Origin of the sequence: Psychrobacillus glaciei (assembly GCF_008973485.1) — a bacterium.
In the GTDB taxonomy this organism is placed as follows: domain Bacteria; phylum Bacillota; class Bacilli; order Bacillales_A; family Planococcaceae; genus Psychrobacillus; species Psychrobacillus glaciei.
Genome location: NZ_CP031223.1, coordinates 1667282 through 1685609 on the forward strand (window position 1 = coordinate 1667282; position 18328 = coordinate 1685609).

Annotated in this window: 23 protein-coding genes; 22 read left to right on the forward strand and 1 reads right to left on the reverse strand. The window is 35.6% G+C overall.

Features of this window, described 5'->3' with window-relative positions; genetic code table 11:
• Positions 1–61 precede the first annotated feature (61 nt).
• From PB01_RS20915 to PB01_RS20925, 6 genes are all read left to right on the forward strand, one after another.
• Positions 62–214, forward strand: coding sequence for a hypothetical protein (locus PB01_RS20915; protein ID WP_192797500.1), 153 nt, complete (start codon positions 62–64; stop codon positions 212–214).
• Positions 215–437: 223 nt separating this feature from the next.
• On the forward strand, positions 438–611 hold the full coding sequence (locus PB01_RS20920; protein WP_192797501.1) for a hypothetical protein: 174 nt from the start codon (positions 438–440) through the stop codon (positions 609–611).
• 601 nt (positions 612–1212) lie between these two features.
• Positions 1213–1911 (forward strand): reverse transcriptase domain-containing protein, encoded by a 699-nt coding sequence (locus PB01_RS07490; protein ID WP_225986196.1) that lies wholly within the window; start codon positions 1213–1215, stop codon positions 1909–1911.
• Between the two features lie 183 nt (positions 1912–2094).
• On the forward strand, positions 2095–2535 hold the full coding sequence (locus tag PB01_RS07495) for a group II intron maturase-specific domain-containing protein (protein WP_225986197.1): 441 nt from the start codon (positions 2095–2097) through the stop codon (positions 2533–2535).
• 243 nt (positions 2536–2778) lie between these two features.
• A complete protein-coding gene (locus PB01_RS07500; RefSeq protein ID WP_225986198.1) occupies positions 2779–3132 on the forward strand; it encodes a YhjD family protein in 354 nt (117 codons plus the stop codon).
• A gap of 54 nt (positions 3133–3186) precedes the next feature.
• A complete protein-coding gene (locus tag PB01_RS20925; RefSeq protein ID WP_192797502.1) occupies positions 3187–3357 on the forward strand; it encodes a hypothetical protein in 171 nt (56 codons plus the stop codon).
• 43 nt (positions 3358–3400) lie between these two features.
• On the opposite strand, the gene PB01_RS07505 is transcribed toward PB01_RS20925, so the two are convergent.
• Positions 3401–3751, reverse strand: coding sequence for a lipoprotein (locus tag PB01_RS07505; RefSeq protein ID WP_151699631.1), 351 nt, complete (start codon positions 3749–3751; stop codon positions 3401–3403).
• A gap of 304 nt (positions 3752–4055) precedes the next feature.
• Here PB01_RS07505 and der point away from each other — a divergent pair, with 304 nt between their 5' ends.
• The 16 genes from der (at position 4056) to aroH (ending at position 18317) form a co-directional block, all read left to right on the forward strand.
• Complete coding sequence (gene der / locus PB01_RS07510; RefSeq protein ID WP_151699632.1) at positions 4056–5366, forward strand: ribosome biogenesis GTPase Der; 1311 nt, start codon at positions 4056–4058, stop codon at positions 5364–5366.
• Positions 5367–5393: 27 nt separating this feature from the next.
• Positions 5394–6413, forward strand: a complete 1020-nt coding sequence (locus PB01_RS07515) for an NAD(P)H-dependent glycerol-3-phosphate dehydrogenase (protein WP_151699633.1) — start codon at positions 5394–5396, stop codon at positions 6411–6413.
• A 212-nt stretch (positions 6414–6625) separates the two neighbouring features.
• Positions 6626–6832: a DUF2768 domain-containing protein gene (locus tag PB01_RS07520; protein WP_225986199.1), complete on the forward strand. Its 207-nt coding sequence runs from the start codon at positions 6626–6628 to the stop codon at positions 6830–6832.
• 13 nt (positions 6833–6845) lie between these two features.
• Positions 6846–7556, forward strand: coding sequence for a hypothetical protein (locus PB01_RS07525; RefSeq protein ID WP_151699634.1), 711 nt, complete (start codon positions 6846–6848; stop codon positions 7554–7556).
• A gap of 78 nt (positions 7557–7634) precedes the next feature.
• The gene (gene spoIVA / locus PB01_RS07530) at positions 7635–9113 is read left to right on the forward strand and encodes a stage IV sporulation protein A (RefSeq protein WP_151699635.1); all 1479 of its coding nucleotides are present in this window, start codon (positions 7635–7637) and stop codon (positions 9111–9113) included.
• Positions 9114–9404: 291 nt separating this feature from the next.
• Entirely contained in the window at positions 9405–9677 is a 273-nt protein-coding gene (locus PB01_RS07535) for an HU family DNA-binding protein (RefSeq protein ID WP_151699636.1), read from the forward strand.
• A gap of 179 nt (positions 9678–9856) precedes the next feature.
• On the forward strand, positions 9857–10426 hold the full coding sequence (gene folE / locus PB01_RS07540) for a GTP cyclohydrolase I FolE (protein WP_151699637.1): 570 nt from the start codon (positions 9857–9859) through the stop codon (positions 10424–10426).
• A gap of 67 nt (positions 10427–10493) precedes the next feature.
• Entirely contained in the window at positions 10494–10718 is a 225-nt protein-coding gene (mtrB, locus tag PB01_RS07545; RefSeq protein WP_151699638.1) for a trp RNA-binding attenuation protein MtrB, read from the forward strand.
• 47 nt (positions 10719–10765) lie between these two features.
• A complete protein-coding gene (locus PB01_RS07550) occupies positions 10766–11527 on the forward strand; it encodes a heptaprenyl diphosphate synthase component 1 (protein ID WP_151699639.1) in 762 nt (253 codons plus the stop codon).
• A gap of 2 nt (positions 11528–11529) precedes the next feature.
• Complete coding sequence (locus tag PB01_RS07555; RefSeq protein WP_151699640.1) at positions 11530–12234, forward strand: demethylmenaquinone methyltransferase; 705 nt, start codon at positions 11530–11532, stop codon at positions 12232–12234.
• Between the two features lie 19 nt (positions 12235–12253).
• Positions 12254–13228, forward strand: a complete 975-nt coding sequence (gene hepT / locus PB01_RS07560; RefSeq protein ID WP_192797503.1) for a heptaprenyl diphosphate synthase component II — start codon at positions 12254–12256, stop codon at positions 13226–13228.
• Between the two features lie 160 nt (positions 13229–13388).
• Complete coding sequence (ndk, locus tag PB01_RS07565) at positions 13389–13835, forward strand: nucleoside-diphosphate kinase (protein ID WP_151699642.1); 447 nt, start codon at positions 13389–13391, stop codon at positions 13833–13835.
• Positions 13836–14805: 970 nt separating this feature from the next.
• Entirely contained in the window at positions 14806–15576 is a 771-nt protein-coding gene (locus PB01_RS07570) for a CheR family methyltransferase (protein ID WP_151699643.1), read from the forward strand.
• 104 nt (positions 15577–15680) lie between these two features.
• Positions 15681–16862, forward strand: coding sequence for a chorismate synthase (gene aroC, locus PB01_RS07575; RefSeq protein ID WP_151699644.1), 1182 nt, complete (start codon positions 15681–15683; stop codon positions 16860–16862).
• A 3-nt stretch (positions 16863–16865) separates the two neighbouring features.
• Entirely contained in the window at positions 16866–17954 is a 1089-nt protein-coding gene (gene aroB, locus PB01_RS07580; protein ID WP_151699645.1) for a 3-dehydroquinate synthase, read from the forward strand.
• Positions 17955–18317, forward strand: a complete 363-nt coding sequence (gene aroH / locus PB01_RS07585; RefSeq protein WP_151699646.1) for a chorismate mutase — start codon at positions 17955–17957, stop codon at positions 18315–18317. It abuts the gene before it with no gap.
• Positions 18318–18328: the final 11 nt, after the last annotated feature.

The window sequence follows — 18328 nt, forward strand, 5'->3', positions numbered from 1 at the left end:
CAAATAATGCAGAATATAACAGTGTACGACAAAATATCTAATAAAAAGGAGAATGAATTTCATGAAAAAGAAAAAATCAATGTTATCTATTTTAGGTGTTTTATTGCTATCTGTATCGTTTGCTAGCAGTGCAGGCGCTGTCCATGTTGAGGTTGGAGGAGATCCTCCAAAGCCACCAACATCATGTGTCAAAGCACCTTGTCCACTGCCATAAGTAATTAGGAATAAGCATCGAATCTAACACAATCTATGCTTTTTCTTTGTCAAAAAACGAGTAGTGGAAAGTTAAGTCACATTATTATGATGTTGCTTTTTATTATATATTGCTATTATAAAATTAATATTAAAAATATTTAAAAAATAAAAAGATATTTAGCGAATAATGCAAAATATAACAGTGTACGACAAAATATATAATAAAAAGGAGATTGGTATTTATGAAAATGAAAAAATCAATGTTATCTATTTTAGGTGTTTTATTACTAAGTTTATCATTTGTTAGTAGTGCAGGTGCAGTTGATCCAAACCCTGTATTAAAGGGTGACGGTGGCGGTTCGAGCAAAACACCACCAACAAAATGCGGCGCGATAACACCTTGCCCATTGCCATAATTAAGACTAAACATCAATTCTATATAATTATAGAATTGATGTTTTTCTATTTCAAAAAAGGAATAGCATAAAGTTAAGGCGCTCACATTGTGGGTGCTTTTTATTGTGTGCCAGACATGGCAATTATCTAGGTGGTGAAAGTCCACTGGGGGTACACATCGACCAACCACTAAGGAAGCGTAAGGTACTTATCGTGAGGTAAGGGCTGAGGGAAGCGTGGAATAAAATCTTGGCTCGACGAACAGAAATCTGATACTAAGGCTCTTCAAATGGATAAGGCTCCAAAACAAGTCAAAGTCCAAAAGATGTCCGTAACTTTGTAGGGTATATCAGGCGAGTAAAAGAGGAAAGATGGCTGTCTTACCCTGGGAGGTATTGCGGATGTGCATAGGTGCAGTCGAAAAAGGTTAGTAACAAGAAGTCAGCAGAAGCCATAGTAATGAAGTAATTCATGAAGGGGTGAACAATTTATAGTGTTTCAACGCCACGAATGCGTAAGTGACGAACTCCGAATGTATTAATGGTAAAAGTATGAGCGTAACTCAGAGGATAACCAAAATGGAGATATCATTTACTACGTGAGAGGAAAGGAGAAACGAGTGTGAAACTTTTAGAAAAGATTCTTAGTAATCAAAACATGAATGATGCCTACTTGCGGGTCTATAGAAATAAGGGGGCAAGTGATGTCGATGGAATAACGGTCGATGAACTGAAAGAATATCTGAAAGAGAACAAGGATGAGCTACGTCAGCACATCAGAACAAGAAAATACCAACCACAAACTGCCTTACGAGTGGAAATCCCAAAAGAAAATGGCAAGATGCGCAAATTGGGAATACCAACAGTAGTGGATAGGGTCATTCAACAAGCTATTCATCAAGTACTCAGTCCGATATCTGAAAAGCAGTTCAGTGAATTCAGTTACGGTTTTAGACCGAAAAGAAGTTGTAAGGTGGCAATAATAAAAAGCTTGGAATTTCTGAATGATGGACACGATTGGGTTGTAGATATCGACCTTGAAAGGTTTTTCGATACAGTCCACCACGATAAACTCATGCGAATCATTTCTAATACAATAGATGACGGAGATGTCATTTCTTTAATGAGAAAATATCTTATCAGTGGGGTTATGATAAACGGGAATTATGAGGAAACGCCAATTGGAACTCCGCAAGGAGGAAACCTCAGTCCGCTTTTGAGTAATATTATGTTAAACGAACTGGATAAGGAACTAGAAAGTAGAGGACTCCAATTCGTGCGATACGAGGCCACTGAAAAAGTCCAATTTTCCCTAAAATGAAAATTTCATAAAAACTCATTCCCAAAAAAGTGCTATTTTTAGCTACTAAAGTAGTAGTAAGAATATTCCGGATTTTCAAATTCAAATATTTAGTCACTTTTTCAGTGTCCTCTGAGATACGTTGATGACGCCTTAATCTTTGTGAAGAGTGAGAAAGCGGCAAATAGAGTGATGAAATGAATCGTGAGATTTATAGAAAAGAAATTAGGGCTGATAGTCAATGTAGAAAAGAGTAAAATCTCCCGTCCAAAAGACTTGAAATTCTTGGGATTTGGATACTATTACGATTTTAAGATTAAGAAATATCAGGTTAAACCTCATTCGCTATCCATACAAAAAATTCAAAGGAAGCTTCGGATATTAACAAAGCGAAATTGGAGTGTCCGGTTGGACTACCGAATTTTAAAACTAAAACAAGTCATACTAGGGTGGGTTAATTACTTTAGAATTTCGAATTTGAAAAAAGCGATGACGGAGATAGATAAAAAGCTTCGCTCCAGAATCAGAGTGATCATCTGGAAGCAATGGAAGGTAGCGAAGAAACAAATCAAATCGCTCGTTCAAATAGGAGTTCCAAAGGAAGGAGCGAAAGGACTCACTTACTGTCGAAAAGGCTACCGGTAAATCGGACTATCAAAAGTTGTTCAAAGAGCAATCTCAACCGAAAGACTAAAGCAGAGAGGACTTCTCTCTGCTTTAGAACATTATCTAAAAGTACACACTGTAAAATAAATTGAACCGCCGTATACGGAACCGTACGTACGGTGGTGTGAGAGGGGCGAAAATAGTTAAATGATTTTCCCTCTACTCCACTGCAAAAAAAACAAACGAACGTTCTTATAATTGTATTGAAAAAGGATGTTCGATATGCCTTCAATTACTGTGGAAGATTACCACCACTTCGAAAATAACATATATCTACCAATGTTAATCAAGATATTGGAAAAGGACGTCGAATTAATAAATAGATTAACTTTTAAGTTACATAGACCTTATCTAAAAGTTGTAGATAATGCACTAGAATTAATACGCAAGGATCTAAAGCAAAGTGATATTTATTTAATTCGTTTTCACATGCGACTTATTAAGGATAAGCTAGAGAATGGTAATATTGAGTACACATACATTTCAAGCGGATATGAAGAACGGCATGCATTAATAAGTACTCAACTAAAAGGCAAAACTGAAGAATTAATGACTGCGTATCTTTATAAAAAATAATATAGAATGACTTTTCAAATTCACCTCGAGTAGTATCAAAAAGGGGTGAATTAAATGGATAAATTTGTGGCTAAACTAGAGTTTATAGATGGTAAAATTAAAGAAATTAAAACGGATATTAGACCTAAGAAAATAAACTATGGCGTATTAAAAGTTGGCAAGCAGCTCTTTAATTTAGTCAACGTAGAAAGATATTTTGTAAATGGAAAATTAAACTTCGAATAAAATAAACCACCAACCAATTATTTTGCGGAAGATGGTTTTTAATTTATTCTTTAATAATAATCTCAGCAATGTTCTTCTTTTTTGCGCCTGTAGCAAATTGACCTGTTTCACTAAATGCAATTATAGCGTTAGCATATGATACATCATTTTCCATATCAAAAAAAGAATATCGAATCCCATTTACTTTTTTTAAATCGTATTGTGATGAGATGTCTATGATAATGCTGTTTAGCATGCTTTCAGTATATTTTTCAGCAGTTACCACTTCAATATTTAGTGTGTTTTGGTTTGACTCAGCTTTTTTTGTAACCACGTAAATATCTTTCACATTAACGCTTTCAGAACATGCGCTAAGCGCTAATAGTAAAATAAATAGATAAAATATTTTTTTCAAAATAAAAACTCCCTAGATATATTTACCATAATAGTAATATAGGCTTGGGTAGTTGTATAGTTAAATTATTTTGATTCTAATTAATTTTACCTATTCCTGTCAAACGCCGCCATTTATACAACAGCCCCAAACTAGCCCCAGAGCCTTGCTTTTTAAAGCGTTATCTTGCATTATATAAAAACTCAAAATTAAGTCAAATCGATTGATGTGTATAGGTTTTCGACTAAAATGAAGGTTACATTACATTTGAGCGCTACTATGTTGTATAATACAAAATAGACGAAGTTGGAAGGATGAATAAGTAATGACAAAACCAGTAGTAGCAATCGTTGGTAGGCCAAATGTGGGCAAATCAACAATTTTTAATCGTATCGTAGGAGAACGTGTATCCATAGTTGAAGATATTCCTGGAATAACCCGTGATCGTATATATAGTTCAGCAGATTGGTTGACACACGAATTTAATATAATCGATACAGGTGGTATTGAGTTAAGTGATGAGCCTTTTTTAGAGCAAATTAAGCAACAAGCTGAAATAGCTATGGACGAAGCTGATGTCATCATATTTTTGACAAATGGCCGTGAAGGAATTACGAGTGCAGACGAATACGTAGCAAAAATTTTATACAAAACGAAAAAACCTATTGTATTAGCGGTAAATAAAATCGATAATCCTGATATGAAGGAAATGATTTACGATTTCTATTCGCTTGGAATGGGAGAGCCATTTCCAATCTCGGGTTCACATGGGTTAGGACTTGGTGATTTATTGGATGAAGTTGCTAAAAATTTCCCAGAGCCAAATGATGAAGATTATGGAGAAGAAGTGATTAAGTTTTCTTTAATCGGAAGACCCAATGTAGGGAAATCATCTCTGATTAACACATTCTTAGGACATGATCGAGTAATTGTAAGTGAAATTGCTGGTACTACAAGAGATGCTATTGACACGGAATATTCTTTTGATGGACAAGAATATGTAATGATTGATACAGCGGGAATGCGTAAAAAAGGAAAAGTTTACGAAACAACGGAGAAATACAGTGTTCTTCGTGCTTTAAAGGCGATCGAACGTTCCGACGTTGTTTTAGTTGTATTAAATGCAGAAGAGGGTATCCAAGAGCAAGATAAGAAAATTGCAGGTTATGCACATGAAGCTGGTAAAGCTGTTATTATTGTGATGAATAAATGGGATGCAATTGAAAAAGATGATAAAACGATGAATGAAATGACAAAATCCATTCGTAAGCATTTTCAGTTTTTGGATTACGCACCAATAGTTTTTGTTTCGGCGAAAACGAAACAACGAGTTCATTCTATTCTACCAGTTATTAACAGAGTGAGTGAGAATCATGCACTTCGCGTTCAATCTTCTGTATTGAATGAAGTAATTGAGGATTCTGTTGCACGTAACCCGGCTCCAACAGATAAAGGGAAAAAATTGCGTATTTATTATGCAACTCAAGTTGCCATTAAACCGCCAACATTTGTTGTGTTTGTCAATGAACCTGAAATGATGCATTTCTCCTACGAACGATTTTTAGAAAACCGAATTCGTGAATCATTTGATTTTGAGGGGACTCCAATCCGAATCATAACTCGTGCAAGAACTTAATTATGTAGTTTTAAGGGGCGTATTTATATGGAGAAAATAACTGTGCTTGGAGCGGGTAGCTGGGGTACGGCTCTTGCCATGGTTCTAGCTAATAACAATCATGATTGCCTTCTATGGTCACATCGAGAGGACCAAGCAATTGAAATTGATATCGACCATACAAACAAACGGTATTTACCAAATATAGTATTACCAAGTAATTTAAATGCTACAAGTGACTTTGAAAGAGCTATTGATCATGCCACTACCATTATTCTAGCCGTTCCTACGAAAGCAATTAGAGAAGTTTGCCAGCAGATGAGAGTGCATCTGAAAGAAAAAAAATTATTTGTACATGTTTCTAAAGGAATCGAACCAAATTCATTAAAGCGAATTTCGGAAATGATTGAAGAAGAATTACCCTCTAATTTGGTTGAAGCAATTGTAGTCTTATCTGGACCAAGCCATGCGGAAGAGGTTGTATTACATCACCCAACAACCATTACTGCTGCTTGTGAGAAACTAGAGGCCGCTAAAAAAGTACAAGATTTATTTATGAATAATTCTTTTCGGGTTTATACGAATGATGATGTTATTGGAGTAGAAATAGGAGCAGCACTGAAAAACGTGATTGGACTTGCGGCAGGTATCGTAGATGGATTAGGTTACGGTGATAATGCAAAAGCTGCACTTATTACGAGAGGTTTAGCTGAAATTTCGAGACTAGGTATTAGTTTAGGTGCTAAAGCCTATACTTTTTCAGGTTTAACAGGTATGGGGGATTTAATAGCGACCTGTACAAGCGTTCACTCACGAAACTGGAAAGCTGGGAATTTGCTTGGAAAAGGTGCTACTCTGGAAAACGTCCTAGACGAGGTGGGAATGGTAGTAGAAGGAGTACGTACAACGCAAGCTGCCTACCAACTCGCTCAAAAACAGCAAGTGAGTATGCCGATAACTGAAGCGCTTTATTCTGTTTTGTTCGAACATGTTAATCCTAAAGAAGCTGTAGACATCCTTATGATTCGTACGAAAAAACATGAGTTAGAGGATTATAAAACATTTTAAACGATCAACTTGATGTTAAACGCTTGCATTCATAGATAAGTATTAGTCCTTTACAAAGGGAACTTACTGTCCGCAATTTGCTAAGCGTTTTCCATTAATCTGAAAACTCCTTCCAAAATATATAGTTATATCCACATTAAAATGGGTTGTACAAATTGCAACTCTTTTTTTATGTGTGATACTTCTAAGTCTTAGAAAGTGGGGGATAGCCCATGTTATTAATATCATCTATGGAAAAAATGTGGATCTCATTTGGTTCTATGGGAAGTTTATTTTTAGCTATGTTGTTTATGTTCTTTGTTAAAACGAAGTTTAATAATAGATTCTTAAAAGCTATATTTGGTTTGATTGCGTACATATTGTTGTTTATAGGTTTTATCACGATGATATATATTATCTTTAATCCAACAAAAGCTTAGTAAGGAGATTAGGATGAAAAACATAAAACTTTTAGCTACTATTCTTTTAGGAATACTAGTTTTAACGGGATGTGGCTATAAAAGTGGACAACAGCCGGAAAACTTGTTGCCATATGAAGATCAGTTAATGGTCGTTCAAAATGCTGTCAATAGCTTTAGAGAAGACTCGGGTGGTTTATTACCGATTAAAACTCGAGATATGGGAACAGACCAATATATTAAATATCCCATTGATTTTACAAAAATTGTTCCAAGATATATAGGTAAATCACCAGCTAACTCATATGAAGCAGGTGGCATTTATCAATATGTACTTATGGATGTAGAAGAGAATCCAACAGTTAAGTTGGTAGATTTACGTATTGCCGAGACCCTACGTGATATTAACTATCGTAAAGGCATTAATGGTTATGGCCCTATCGCAGAAATCATTGGGGAAGGCGTGTATAAGCTCGATTATAAAAAGATGGGATACAAAAGTGAGTTGTCGGTTCAAAGCCCATATTCGGATACACAGTTGCCTTTAGTAGCAACAGGTGACGGGAAAATGTTTGTGGATTACTCTATTGAACTAAATCGAATGCTTCAGGACAATAAAACAAAGGTAAAACCTGGAGAGGATATTCGTCACCTACTCACGGATAACTTTGCTATTGTTCCTGCCTACTCACTTCCATATACAGTAAATGAACAGAATGAACCAATTTTTATGTTGGCAAAATAAACGATTGAACGTTTCATGCTTTATGCATGAAACGTTTTTTTTGTGCATATATTAAACTGCGAAGAAAGGAGAGTATCCATGTCAAATAAACTTTATGAACAAATAGCAGAACGTACTAATGGAGATGTGTATATTGGAGTTGTAGGGCCTGTTCGAGTTGGTAAATCTACTTTTGTGAAACGAGTAATGGAGCTAGTTGTTATTCCTAATATAAAAGAGGAATCAGAGAGATTACGAGCACAAGATGAACTTCCACAAAGTTCACCTGGAAACGTCATTATGACGGCTGAGCCGAAATTTGTTCCTGCACACGGAACAAATATTTATCTCGGAGAAGAACAATTACGATTACAAATTAGGTTAGTAGATTGTGTAGGGTACATGATTGATGGCATAAAAACGCATTCAGGAGAAGAAGGGCAAAAACTAGTCCATACACCTTGGCATAGTGAAGCCATTCCATTTGAAGAAGCTGCAAGAATCGGAACAGACAAAGTAATACGTGATCACTCTACTATTGGGATAGTTGTAACTACAGATGGATCGGTAAATAATATTCCGAGAAAAGCGGCAGAGAATGCAGAACAACAGATTATTGCTCAATTAAAAGAAATTGGTAAACCATTTGTTATCGTTTTAAATAGTAAAATGCCTGGTCATGCTGATACGATTCATTTATGTGATGAGTTACAAAAAGAACATGAAGTACCTGTAATTGCAGTTGCGGTGGATCGCATGACTGCAGAGGAAATTCAATACATACTCCAACAGGCACTTTATGAATTCCCTATTACAGATATTGAACTTGTTAAACCAGATTGGACCGATGTCTTAGAGCCGGATCATTTTGTTAACAATGCAATCACCTCTTCGTTGCAAGAATGGCTTAAAATTGTTTCTAAAATGAAAGATGTAAAAGAGCTTGCTGCTAGATTTAAACAAGTTCCCTTCATTCAATCAGCAGATGTAGTAGAAGCGAACCCCGGACGAGGCTCTGCTTGCATTCAAATTGGCCTAAAACCAGAAGTGTTTCAAGAAGTTTGTGATGAATGGTTAGAAGAGCCGATTCAATCTAAAAAAGATTGGCTTTTATTTGTAAAAGAAGCTTCTACCGCAAAAAAAGCTTATAACAAATTTTCAGAAGCATTAGAGGCTGCCAAAAAACATGGATACGGGGTATCCCTTCCGACAATTCATGATTTCCAACCATCTGCACCAGAAATTATTAAACAAAATAATTTCTATGGAGTCAGTTTAAAAGCAAAAGCAGCATCTCTGCATATAATTCGAGTAGATATGGAAGCGGAATTTGCTCCTTTAATCGGTTCTGAATTTCATAGTCAGCAGCTGCTAAAAGATTTAAAACACGGCTATTTGCATGATCGAGATGCATTGTGGCAAACACAAGTTTTTGGTACTTCACTAGTCGAAGTAATGAAAGAAAGCTTGCGTTATAAAACAGAAAATGTTTCTGTACTTGCGAAAAAAAGAATGCGAGAAACGATTGAAAGAATGGTAAACGAAGGAGATAGAGGTTTAATAACGTTTATTCTATAAAATGGTTAATAATGGATTTTTTCATTCAAAAAACATGCAGTAATGAGGCCGTGTCTTCCTTGAACAAAGTAGATGAAGTTGTTGGTAATATGCAGAAAATTTAAAAATATAACCCAATTATTTGGAACGGGGCTTTTCGCGTCTATGCGAAAAGTCCCGTTATTTCATTAAATTCGTCATTTTTTGCTTAAAGTTCCCAAAACACGTGCAAATAGTGTTGCGAAGCCTTTTTGGTTGTGATACTCTTTTTACAGGATTAAAGCTATCTTCCTTTGAGAGGAGGTGAATGTTATGAATAAAACAGAATTAGTGAACTCTGTTGCTGAAGCTACAGATCTTTCTAAGAAAGATGCTTCTAAAGCAGTTGAAGCTGTATTTGAATCAATTCAAACTGCTCTTGCAGATGGTGAAAAAGTTCAATTAATCGGTTTTGGTAACTTTGAGGTACGTGAACGTGCTGCACGTAAAGGACGTAATCCTCAAACAGGTAAAGAGATCGACATCGCTGCAAGCAAGGTACCTGCTTTCAAACCAGGTAAAGCGCTTAAAGACGCAGTTAAATAACTGATGTTGTCGTACATAGAACGGTTACCTTGAAGCTATCTTCTTGGTAGCCGTTCTTTTCTTTTTGGAAATGACAGAAAAGAAATGATAAATATACATAATTGAAAAATATTTATTATCTTTGAATCGTATGCTAAGATTCTTATGATTACGAAGTTGTTTTAGGAGGTATAACAAAAATGAAAAATGTCGATTTAGAAAAAATAGAAGAAGCAGTCAAGATGATACTAGAAGCTGTGGGTGAAAATCCTTCTAGAGAAGGTTTACTGGATACACCGAAAAGAGTAGCTAAGATGTACGCGGAAATGTTTGAGGGATTGCAACAGGATCCAAAAGAATATTTTCAAACTGTTTTTAATGAAGAGCATGAAGAGCTAGTGTTAGTAAAAGATATACCATTCTATTCTATGTGTGAGCATCATCTAGTGCCATTTTACGGTAAAGCACATGTTGCCTATATACCACGAAATGGAGTTGTGACTGGGCTGAGTAAACTGGCAAGAGCGGTAGAAACAACCGCGAAACGTCCTCAACTTCAAGAGAGAATTACATCTACAGTTGCAGATGATATAATGGAAATGTTAAACCCTCATGGTGTTTATGTTGTAGTGGAAGCGGAGCATATGTGTATGACAATGCGAGGTATAAAAAAACCGGGTTCAAAAACCGTTACTGCTGTTGCACGCGGTATATTAGAAACGAATGATATAAAACGTTCCGAAATCTTATCTTTCATTCAGATGAGTTAACTGCTTTGGATGAATGGACAAGAATATGGTATGATAAAAAAAGACTTCGAACAAAGGAGACTTTAAAATGTCTAGTTCAGATTTTATCGTAATCAAAGCAGAAGAAGATGGTGTAAATGTAATCGGATTGACTCGTGGTACAGATACTAAATTCCATCATTCTGAAAAGTTAGATACAGGTGAAGTAATGATTGCTCAATTTACAGAACATACTTCAGCAATGAAAATTAGAGGAAAAGCGTCTATTCAAACAGCTAATGGCGTGATTCAAAGTGATTCCAAAAAAATGTAGTAAACTATATAGAAGATTAACCGCAGCTGAGAAATGGAGTAAAGTGTATGAACGAAGCATTGATATTACAACATGTTGAAACCTATAAAAAGAATATTCTTATGCAACTTCAACAGAGCACTTTGCAAAAATACACCGGGATACCTGTAGTTGATGAAGATCGTTTGTTCTTCACAATTTTACCATTTCTTAATGAGGAAGATTGGGATAACTCGGTAGAGGTTTCTGCAATCGCTGTTTCTCTTATTTTTTCTGCTCTTGCTGCACACGATTTAGTGAAGGAAGAAAATGCGACGGCTAAATCACAACAGTTACAAGTGCTAGCGGGAGATTATTATAGTGGTCGGTATTACCAACTTTTGGCTAGTGAAAATAAAATAGATTTAATCCAACTATTATCTAATAGCGTTGCAATCATTACGGAGCATAAATCTAGATTTTATGATCTAGAAGATTACACACTGGAAGAATTAATTCAATCGATTCAACTAATCGAATGTAAACCAATTGAACGATTTTTAGAATACTACGCTTACCATGAGTATGTGTATATTATGAATGAAGCATTATTACTAGCAGCGTTAAAAAAAGAGTTAGTTGCCTTCGAAAATAACGAAAAAACATTTTATATAAGTAAATCTAAAATATTTCAATCCAATATGGACACACTGCGCCTTGAAATTGAAAAAATTGAACTGACTCTAGTCCAAGACGTTCGTTCCTCAGACTTATTAAATGAATCCTTGAAAGATGCGATTTTAGAGCGAGTGAGCAACCATTCACTGGAAAATCAGTTGAGAGAAGGGTAAACGTGGGAAAATCAAAAGAACAATATGTACACGAAGTTTTCGAAAGTATTTCAGATAACTATGATTCGATGAATTCGGTCATTAGTTTTCAGCAACATATAAAATGGCGTAACGACACGATGAAAGCAATGCAGGTGAAAAAGGGAAGTACAGCACTTGACGTTTGCTGTGGTACTGCTGATTGGACAATTGCATTAGCAGAAGCGACCGGTCCAACCGGAAAAGTGATTGGATTAGATTTTAGTCAAAATATGTTGAATGTAGGAAAAGAGAAAGTAAAAAACATTGCTCAAATTGAACTGGTACAAGGGAATGCAATGGAGCTACCTTTTGAAGATAGTTCATTTGATTATGTGACTATTGGCTTTGGGCTACGAAATGTTCCAGACTATAAACAAGTGCTGGAAGAGATGAAACGAGTTACGAAACCGGGTGGTATGGTCGTTTGTTTAGAAACTTCGCAACCAGATTCTAAATTATTTAATGCTGGCTTCCGCTTTTATTTCCGTTTTGTAATGCCTTTGTTCGGAAAACTATTTGCGAAAAGTTACAAAGAATATTCGTGGCTTCAAGAATCAGCAAAGGACTTTCCAAATAGAGAAACGTTGTCCCGGTTATTCGAGGAAGTTGGTTTGAAAAAAGTATCAAATAAGCCTTATAGTGGTGGAGCAGCGGCGAGGCATATTGGTTTTAAGAAAGATATTTGAGTGGGAGAAGGTATTATCTGTGGATAAGATGAAGTTGAAATTACTTTATTCCGATTTGAAATCGGATTTAGATGTCATCGAAAAAGAACTAGCAACTGCAGTGAATTCTTCTTCTCACTTATTAAATGAGGCTTCTCTTCATTTACTTCTTGCTGGAGGAAAGCGAATTCGTCCTGTTTTTGTCTTACTTTCAGCAAAGTTTGGCGATTATTCAATTGACTCCATAAAAAATGTTGCTGTGCCAGTTGAACTTATTCATATGGCCTCACTTGTACATGATGATGTAATAGACGACGCGGAAACAAGAAGAGGAAGAGAAACAGTAAAAACTCAGTGGAATAATAGAGTAGCGATGTATACGGGAGATTTTCTCTTTGCTAGAGCGATTGAATACATAACAGTGTTAGAAAATACATATGCACATGAAGTGTTATCTCATACGATGGTAGAACTTTGTATTGGTGAAATATTACAAATTGAAGATAAGCATTTAATAGACCAAACTGTTCGAGATTACTTAAGACGGATAAAGCGGAAAACGGCCATTCTAATTTCAGCAAGTTGTGCTTTAGGTGCAATTGCCTCTGGGGCAGATGAAAAAACGATTAGACACTTAAAGCGATTTGGTTATTATGTAGGTATGTCTTTTCAAATCATTGATGATATATTAGACATTACTTCGACAGATGAGCAGCTTGGAAAACCAGCTGGAAGTGATTTATTGCAAGGTAATATAACTTTACCCGTTCTTTATGTCAAAAATGAACCTACTATCGCTCCTTTATTAAAGGAAATGCTAGATGGAAGTATTTCAGAAGACAACAAGCAACAGCTATTAACGGAAATCCGTAATTCCGAGGCGATTAACCATGCTAAACAAGTAAGTAATATGTATTTGCAAAAGGCATTAAACGAAGTGAAACAATTGCCTGCAAATTCCGCGAAAAAGTCGTTACAAAATATTGCTTTATTTATGAGCAAACGTAAGTTTTGACTTTATGAAATTTGAATCTTATTGCTGAGAAGCGATAGAATAGATGAATGAGTGTAACTTAGATAGAATTTAATTTGAAAATAGTGCATGATAGTGATATTATTTGTAACGGTGGAGAAATTAGAAATTATCCCCTTATATAGTTGAAGGAGTGTTATTCATGGAAAAAACATTTTTAATGGTAAAACCTGATGGCGTACAACGTAACCTAATCGGTGAAATCGTAAACCGTTTTGAGAAAAAAGGATATCAATTAGTTGGAGCAAAATTAATGCAAATTCCAACTGAATTAGCAGAAGAACATTACGGCGAACATAAAGAACGCCCATTCTTCGGTGAATTAGTAGAATTCATCACTTCTGGACCAGTTTTTGCAATGGTTTGGGAAGGTGAAAATGTTATTACAACAGCTCGTCTTATGATGGGTGCTACAAATCCAAAAGAATCAGCTCCTGGAACAATCCGCGGAGACTTCGCAGTAACTGTTGGGAAAAACATTATCCATGGTTCTGACTCACTTGAAAGCGCTGAACGTGAAATCGGCTTATTCTTCAAACAAGAAGAATTAGTAGCTTACGCAAAAGACGCTAACAACTGGATTAACTAATATATCTCTAAAATAACAGTCAAATTTTTTAAATTTGACTGTTATTTTTTTTTTTTTTATAAAAAAGCTAGAAATTATACTAATGGGACTCAAGTGTTGTGACCGGATAGAAAAAATACGGCCGGATATATATTTTTCTTTCCATAACTATAACGGTAATAGTGTAGCCAATGTTTCGTCCAAAGCACTCTAGAAATAGAGAAGACAAGATGCACTTAAGGGACGCTTGAGTTTTTCTTATAGATTAAGGAAGTATATAAAATACCGTGTTCATAGTGTTTTTAGTTTCACTGGATTGTCTAACACTGATTTGAGTCATCTCACATAAAGTTAACTCTTTATATAGAGATTTGGTTGTTTTCACGATAAAATTGGTTGCTTTCTTAAAGGATTTTGTTGCTCTCAGTGTAGAATCTGTAGCTTTCACTTTACAATTAGTCGCTCTATGACAGTTTTTAACTTTTTAGTTGAGCATTTAAACTTAATAATACCTGTAACCATGTGGAAGTTGAGAAAAATAGTTAGCATCCATGTATAAAGAAGCGCTGAGCGGACGAAATTGCATCTTCGTCCGCTTTTAAAAGAATAGGAAAGTATCTAATCTCTTATTAACCAAACCTAATGCATCTTGTCTCTGCATATTTCAAGATGGCGTCGGACAAACACCCGCCACAAGATTATCGAAAAAAAGTGGATTGAGAAGTGACGCAGTCATTTCTCAATCCACAAAAATTCCCGCGGTAATAGTGTAGCCAAAGTTTCGTCCAAAGCACTCTAGAAATAGAGAAGACAAGAGCACTTAAAGGACGCTAGCGTTTTTCTTTTGAAAAAAGAACAAGTGATGGCTGAACAATTGAGAAAAAATGTAGATATTGGGAGATGTGTATAAAATCAAGTGTTTTTCTTATGTCCTAAATGTTCAGAATACGATATACTTTATTATAGGTATTTTGAAAGGAACGATGTTATTGTGCCAGACTACATAAAATTTGTCGAATCTATCAAACAGAAGACAGGTATTGATCTTGCAGCGTATAAAGAAGCACAGATGAAACGCCGACTTACTTCGCTATATGAAAAAAAAGGATATAAAAACTTTGTCGAATTTTTTAATGCGCTTGATCATGATAGAGACTTATTAAACGAGTTTTTAGATCGAATGACGATTAATGTATCCGAGTTTTACCGCAATGGAAAGCGTTGGGAAGTTTTGCAAAACAAAATATTTCCTAAACTATTAGCTGAAAATAAACGATTGAAGATCTGGAGTGCGGCATGTTCTACAGGTGAAGAACCATATACAACTGCTATGGTTTTATCGAATTATCTTCCTCTTTCTCAAATCTCAGTGCATGCAACAGATTTAGATGAAAATGCAATACATAGGGCCAAAGTTGGGATATATCCCGAACGCTCACTTGCAGAAGTTCCTAATGAGATAAAGTTTAAGTATTTTGAGAAACAAGGCCAGTTTTATAAAGTGGAAGATGCGATTAAAAAGACGGCTAATTTTAAAAAGCATAATTTATTGAAAGATACATACGATAAAAATTACGATTTAATTATTTGTCGTAATGTAATGATTTATTTCACAGAAGAAGCAAAAGATCAAATTTATCAAAACTTTAGTAATTCTCTGCGTTCAGGTGGAATTCTCTTTGTCGGAAGTACTGAACAAATATTTAATCCTGGTAAATTTGGATTTGAGATAGAAGACACATTTTTTTACCGCAAAAAATAAAACTGTCCAATGAAAAAATTGGGCAGTTTTCTTCTATACTTTAAAACTGATTTTATGATATAGTTGAAAACAAATACTTTAGCGAGTTGAAGGGGGAAAGCGTTGTGCGTTATTTAACAGCAGGTGAGTCGCATGGACCACAACTAACAGCAATTATTGAAGGGTTACCCGCACAATTAGAAATCACTAGTGAACAGATTAATAAAGAGTTAAAGCGTCGTCAAGGTGGGCATGGTAGAGGGCGACGAATGCAGATCGAAAAAGATACGGTAGCTATCACAGCTGGCGTTCGACATGGTAAATCATTAGGATCTCCCGTTTGTCTTGTTGTGAACAATGATGATTGGAAACATTGGACGAATATCATGGGAATTGAACCGCTTGGGGACGAAATTGATCCAGAAGACATTAAAAGACAAATTGCAAGACCAAGACCAGGTCATGCCGATTTAGTTGGTGGCATGAAATATGGGCATCGTGATTTACGTAATGTACTGGAACGTTCTTCTGCAAGGGAAACTACTGTCCGTGTCGCAGTTGGAGCAGTTGCAAAGCAGTTGCTAAAACAATTAGGTATTTCAGTAGTAGCTCATGTTACGAAAATCGGGGGCATTGAAGCTAACCTAAATTTAGCGAGTGGAAAGTCTATTGAAGAAATTCGTGAGATTGTAGAAGCAGATTCCGTATATTGTTTAGATCCAATAGCTTCAGCAAAAATGGTGGAAGCGATTGATTATGCAAAAAAAGCTGGCGATACAATTGGTGGCGTAGTAGAAGTAATTGTTACAGGTATGCCTGCAGGGGTTGGAAGCTATGTTCACTATGATCGTAAGTTAGATGGAAAACTAGCAATGGCAATGATGAGCATTAATGCATTTAAAGGTGTAGAGATTGGTTTAGGATTTGAAATGGCGAATTTATTCGGAAGCCAAGTGCATGATCAAATCTCTTGGAATAAAGAAGATGGCTATACTCGTGACACTAATCGTCTAGGTGGTTTAGAAGGTGGAATGTCGACTGGAATGCCAATTGTTGTTAGAGGGGTAATGAAACCAATTCCAACACTTTATAAACCGTTACAAAGCGTAGATATTGAAACAAAAGAACCATTTAAAGCTAGTATTGAACGTTCGGATAGTTGTGCGGTACCAGCAGCTTCAGTTGTTGCAGAAGCAGTCATTGCATGGGAAATAGCAGCAGCTCTGTTAGATACATTTAATGGAGATCAACTAAATACTTTAAAAGCAGATATTGAAAGACATAGAGCTTACACAAAGGGGTTTTAATCGATGATAATCCCAGTAAGAATAAAGGATTCTCTTTATGACGTTCATTTAGGAGAAAATATTTTGCAAGAATTTTGTGAAAGAAATGCAGAAGCATTTCAAAAAGTAGATCAAATCGTTGTAATTTCGGACGAAAACGTTTGGAATTTGCATAAAGATTATTTTCAACAAAATTTTTCATTGCCTTATAAAATTCATCTTGTTCCTAATGGAGAAGCATGTAAAACGTTTGAATCCTATTTCAATGTTCAAACGTTTCTGCTGCAAGAAAATTGTTCAAGAAATAGTATTTTATTTGCTCTAGGTGGTGGAGCTGTAGGAGATTTGACAGGTTTTGTAGCATCTACTTTTATGAGAGGTATCCCATTTTATCAAATTCCAACGACTATTTTAGCGCATGATAGTGCTGTAGGAGGAAAAACAGCGATTAATCATCCAAATGGCAAGAATATGATTGGCGCTTTTTATCAACCGAAGGAAGTTTTATATGATTTTCATTTTCTGCAAACTTTGCCTGAAACAGAGGTTCGTTCGGGACTAGCGGAAGTAATAAAACATGCACTCATTAGCGATGAAAATTGGGTAAATGAATTCTTACATTTGGCAAGCATTGCTGATATTCAAAAAAGAGAGCTTCTTGTATGGCTTGAAAAAGGAATCCGGGTTAAAGCGCAAATAGTAGAGTTAGATGAAAGAGAACAATCGTACCGCAAGTATTTAAACTTTGGGCATACATACGGACATGCAATCGAAGCTTCTGTTGGTTATGGGAAAATTACACATGGAGAAGCTGTCATGATTGGTCTAATTCCTGCATTAATGTTAAGCGAATTACATGGAAAAGTGGAGGTTGGCTATGCACATAAAGTATTTGGGCTTGCGAAAAAACTTGGATATCAATTTCAACATGTATTAAACTGCTCTTTTGAACAATTAGCTACATTTATGCTGAAAGATAAAAAAACAACAAATGGAGAACTTCATTTTGCGTTGTTACAAAAAATAGGAGAACCTTTTGTTAAAGTTATATCTATGGAAGAAGTTAAAAAATGTGATGAACAATTAAGAAAATGGATTGAGGAGGGGAAATAAGTGATCAGAGGAGTTAGAGGAGCAGTAACAGTAACAGAAGACTCAAATGAAGAAGTACTTCGAGAAACAGCTAGACTTGTGACAGAAATGGCTAGAGCAAATGATATAAATCCAGATACAATTGCTTCCGTCATTATATCGACAACGACAGATATCTCCTCTGCTTTTCCAGCGAGAGCAGTACGTAACTTAGACGGATGGACATTTGTACCAGTTATGTGTACGCATGAAATGAATGTCCCTGGTGCATTAGAAAAATGCATTCGATTATTGATGCATGTAAATACAGAGAAACCCCAAAAAGATATTCAACATATTTATTTAAATAACGCTGTCCAGTTAAGACCTGATTTAGTTAAGTAAATGAGAGAGTG

Coding starts and splice junctions, on each gene's coding strand:
- der (WP_151699632.1), top strand. CDS start 4,056: ATGACAAAACCAGTAGTAGCAATCGTTGGTAGGCCAAATGTGGGCAAA.
- ndk (WP_151699642.1), top strand. CDS start 13,389: ATGGAAAAAACATTTTTAATGGTAAAACCTGATGGCGTACAACGTAAC.
- PB01_RS07525 (WP_151699634.1), top strand. CDS start 6,846: ATGAAAAACATAAAACTTTTAGCTACTATTCTTTTAGGAATACTAGTT.
- aroB (WP_151699645.1), top strand. CDS start 16,866: ATGATAATCCCAGTAAGAATAAAGGATTCTCTTTATGACGTTCATTTA.
- PB01_RS07515 (WP_151699633.1), top strand. CDS start 5,394: ATGGAGAAAATAACTGTGCTTGGAGCGGGTAGCTGGGGTACGGCTCTT.
- PB01_RS07535 (WP_151699636.1), top strand. CDS start 9,405: ATGAATAAAACAGAATTAGTGAACTCTGTTGCTGAAGCTACAGATCTT.
- PB01_RS20915 (WP_192797500.1), top strand. CDS start 62: ATGAAAAAGAAAAAATCAATGTTATCTATTTTAGGTGTTTTATTGCTA.
- PB01_RS20925 (WP_192797502.1), top strand. CDS start 3,187: ATGGATAAATTTGTGGCTAAACTAGAGTTTATAGATGGTAAAATTAAA.
- PB01_RS20920 (WP_192797501.1), top strand. CDS start 438: ATGAAAATGAAAAAATCAATGTTATCTATTTTAGGTGTTTTATTACTA.
- PB01_RS07550 (WP_151699639.1), top strand. CDS start 10,766: ATGAACGAAGCATTGATATTACAACATGTTGAAACCTATAAAAAGAAT.
- PB01_RS07500 (WP_225986198.1), top strand. CDS start 2,779: ATGCCTTCAATTACTGTGGAAGATTACCACCACTTCGAAAATAACATA.
- spoIVA (WP_151699635.1), top strand. CDS start 7,635: ATGTCAAATAAACTTTATGAACAAATAGCAGAACGTACTAATGGAGAT.
- folE (WP_151699637.1), top strand. CDS start 9,857: ATGAAAAATGTCGATTTAGAAAAAATAGAAGAAGCAGTCAAGATGATA.
- mtrB (WP_151699638.1), top strand. CDS start 10,494: ATGTCTAGTTCAGATTTTATCGTAATCAAAGCAGAAGAAGATGGTGTA.
- PB01_RS07520 (WP_225986199.1), top strand. CDS start 6,626: ATGTTATTAATATCATCTATGGAAAAAATGTGGATCTCATTTGGTTCT.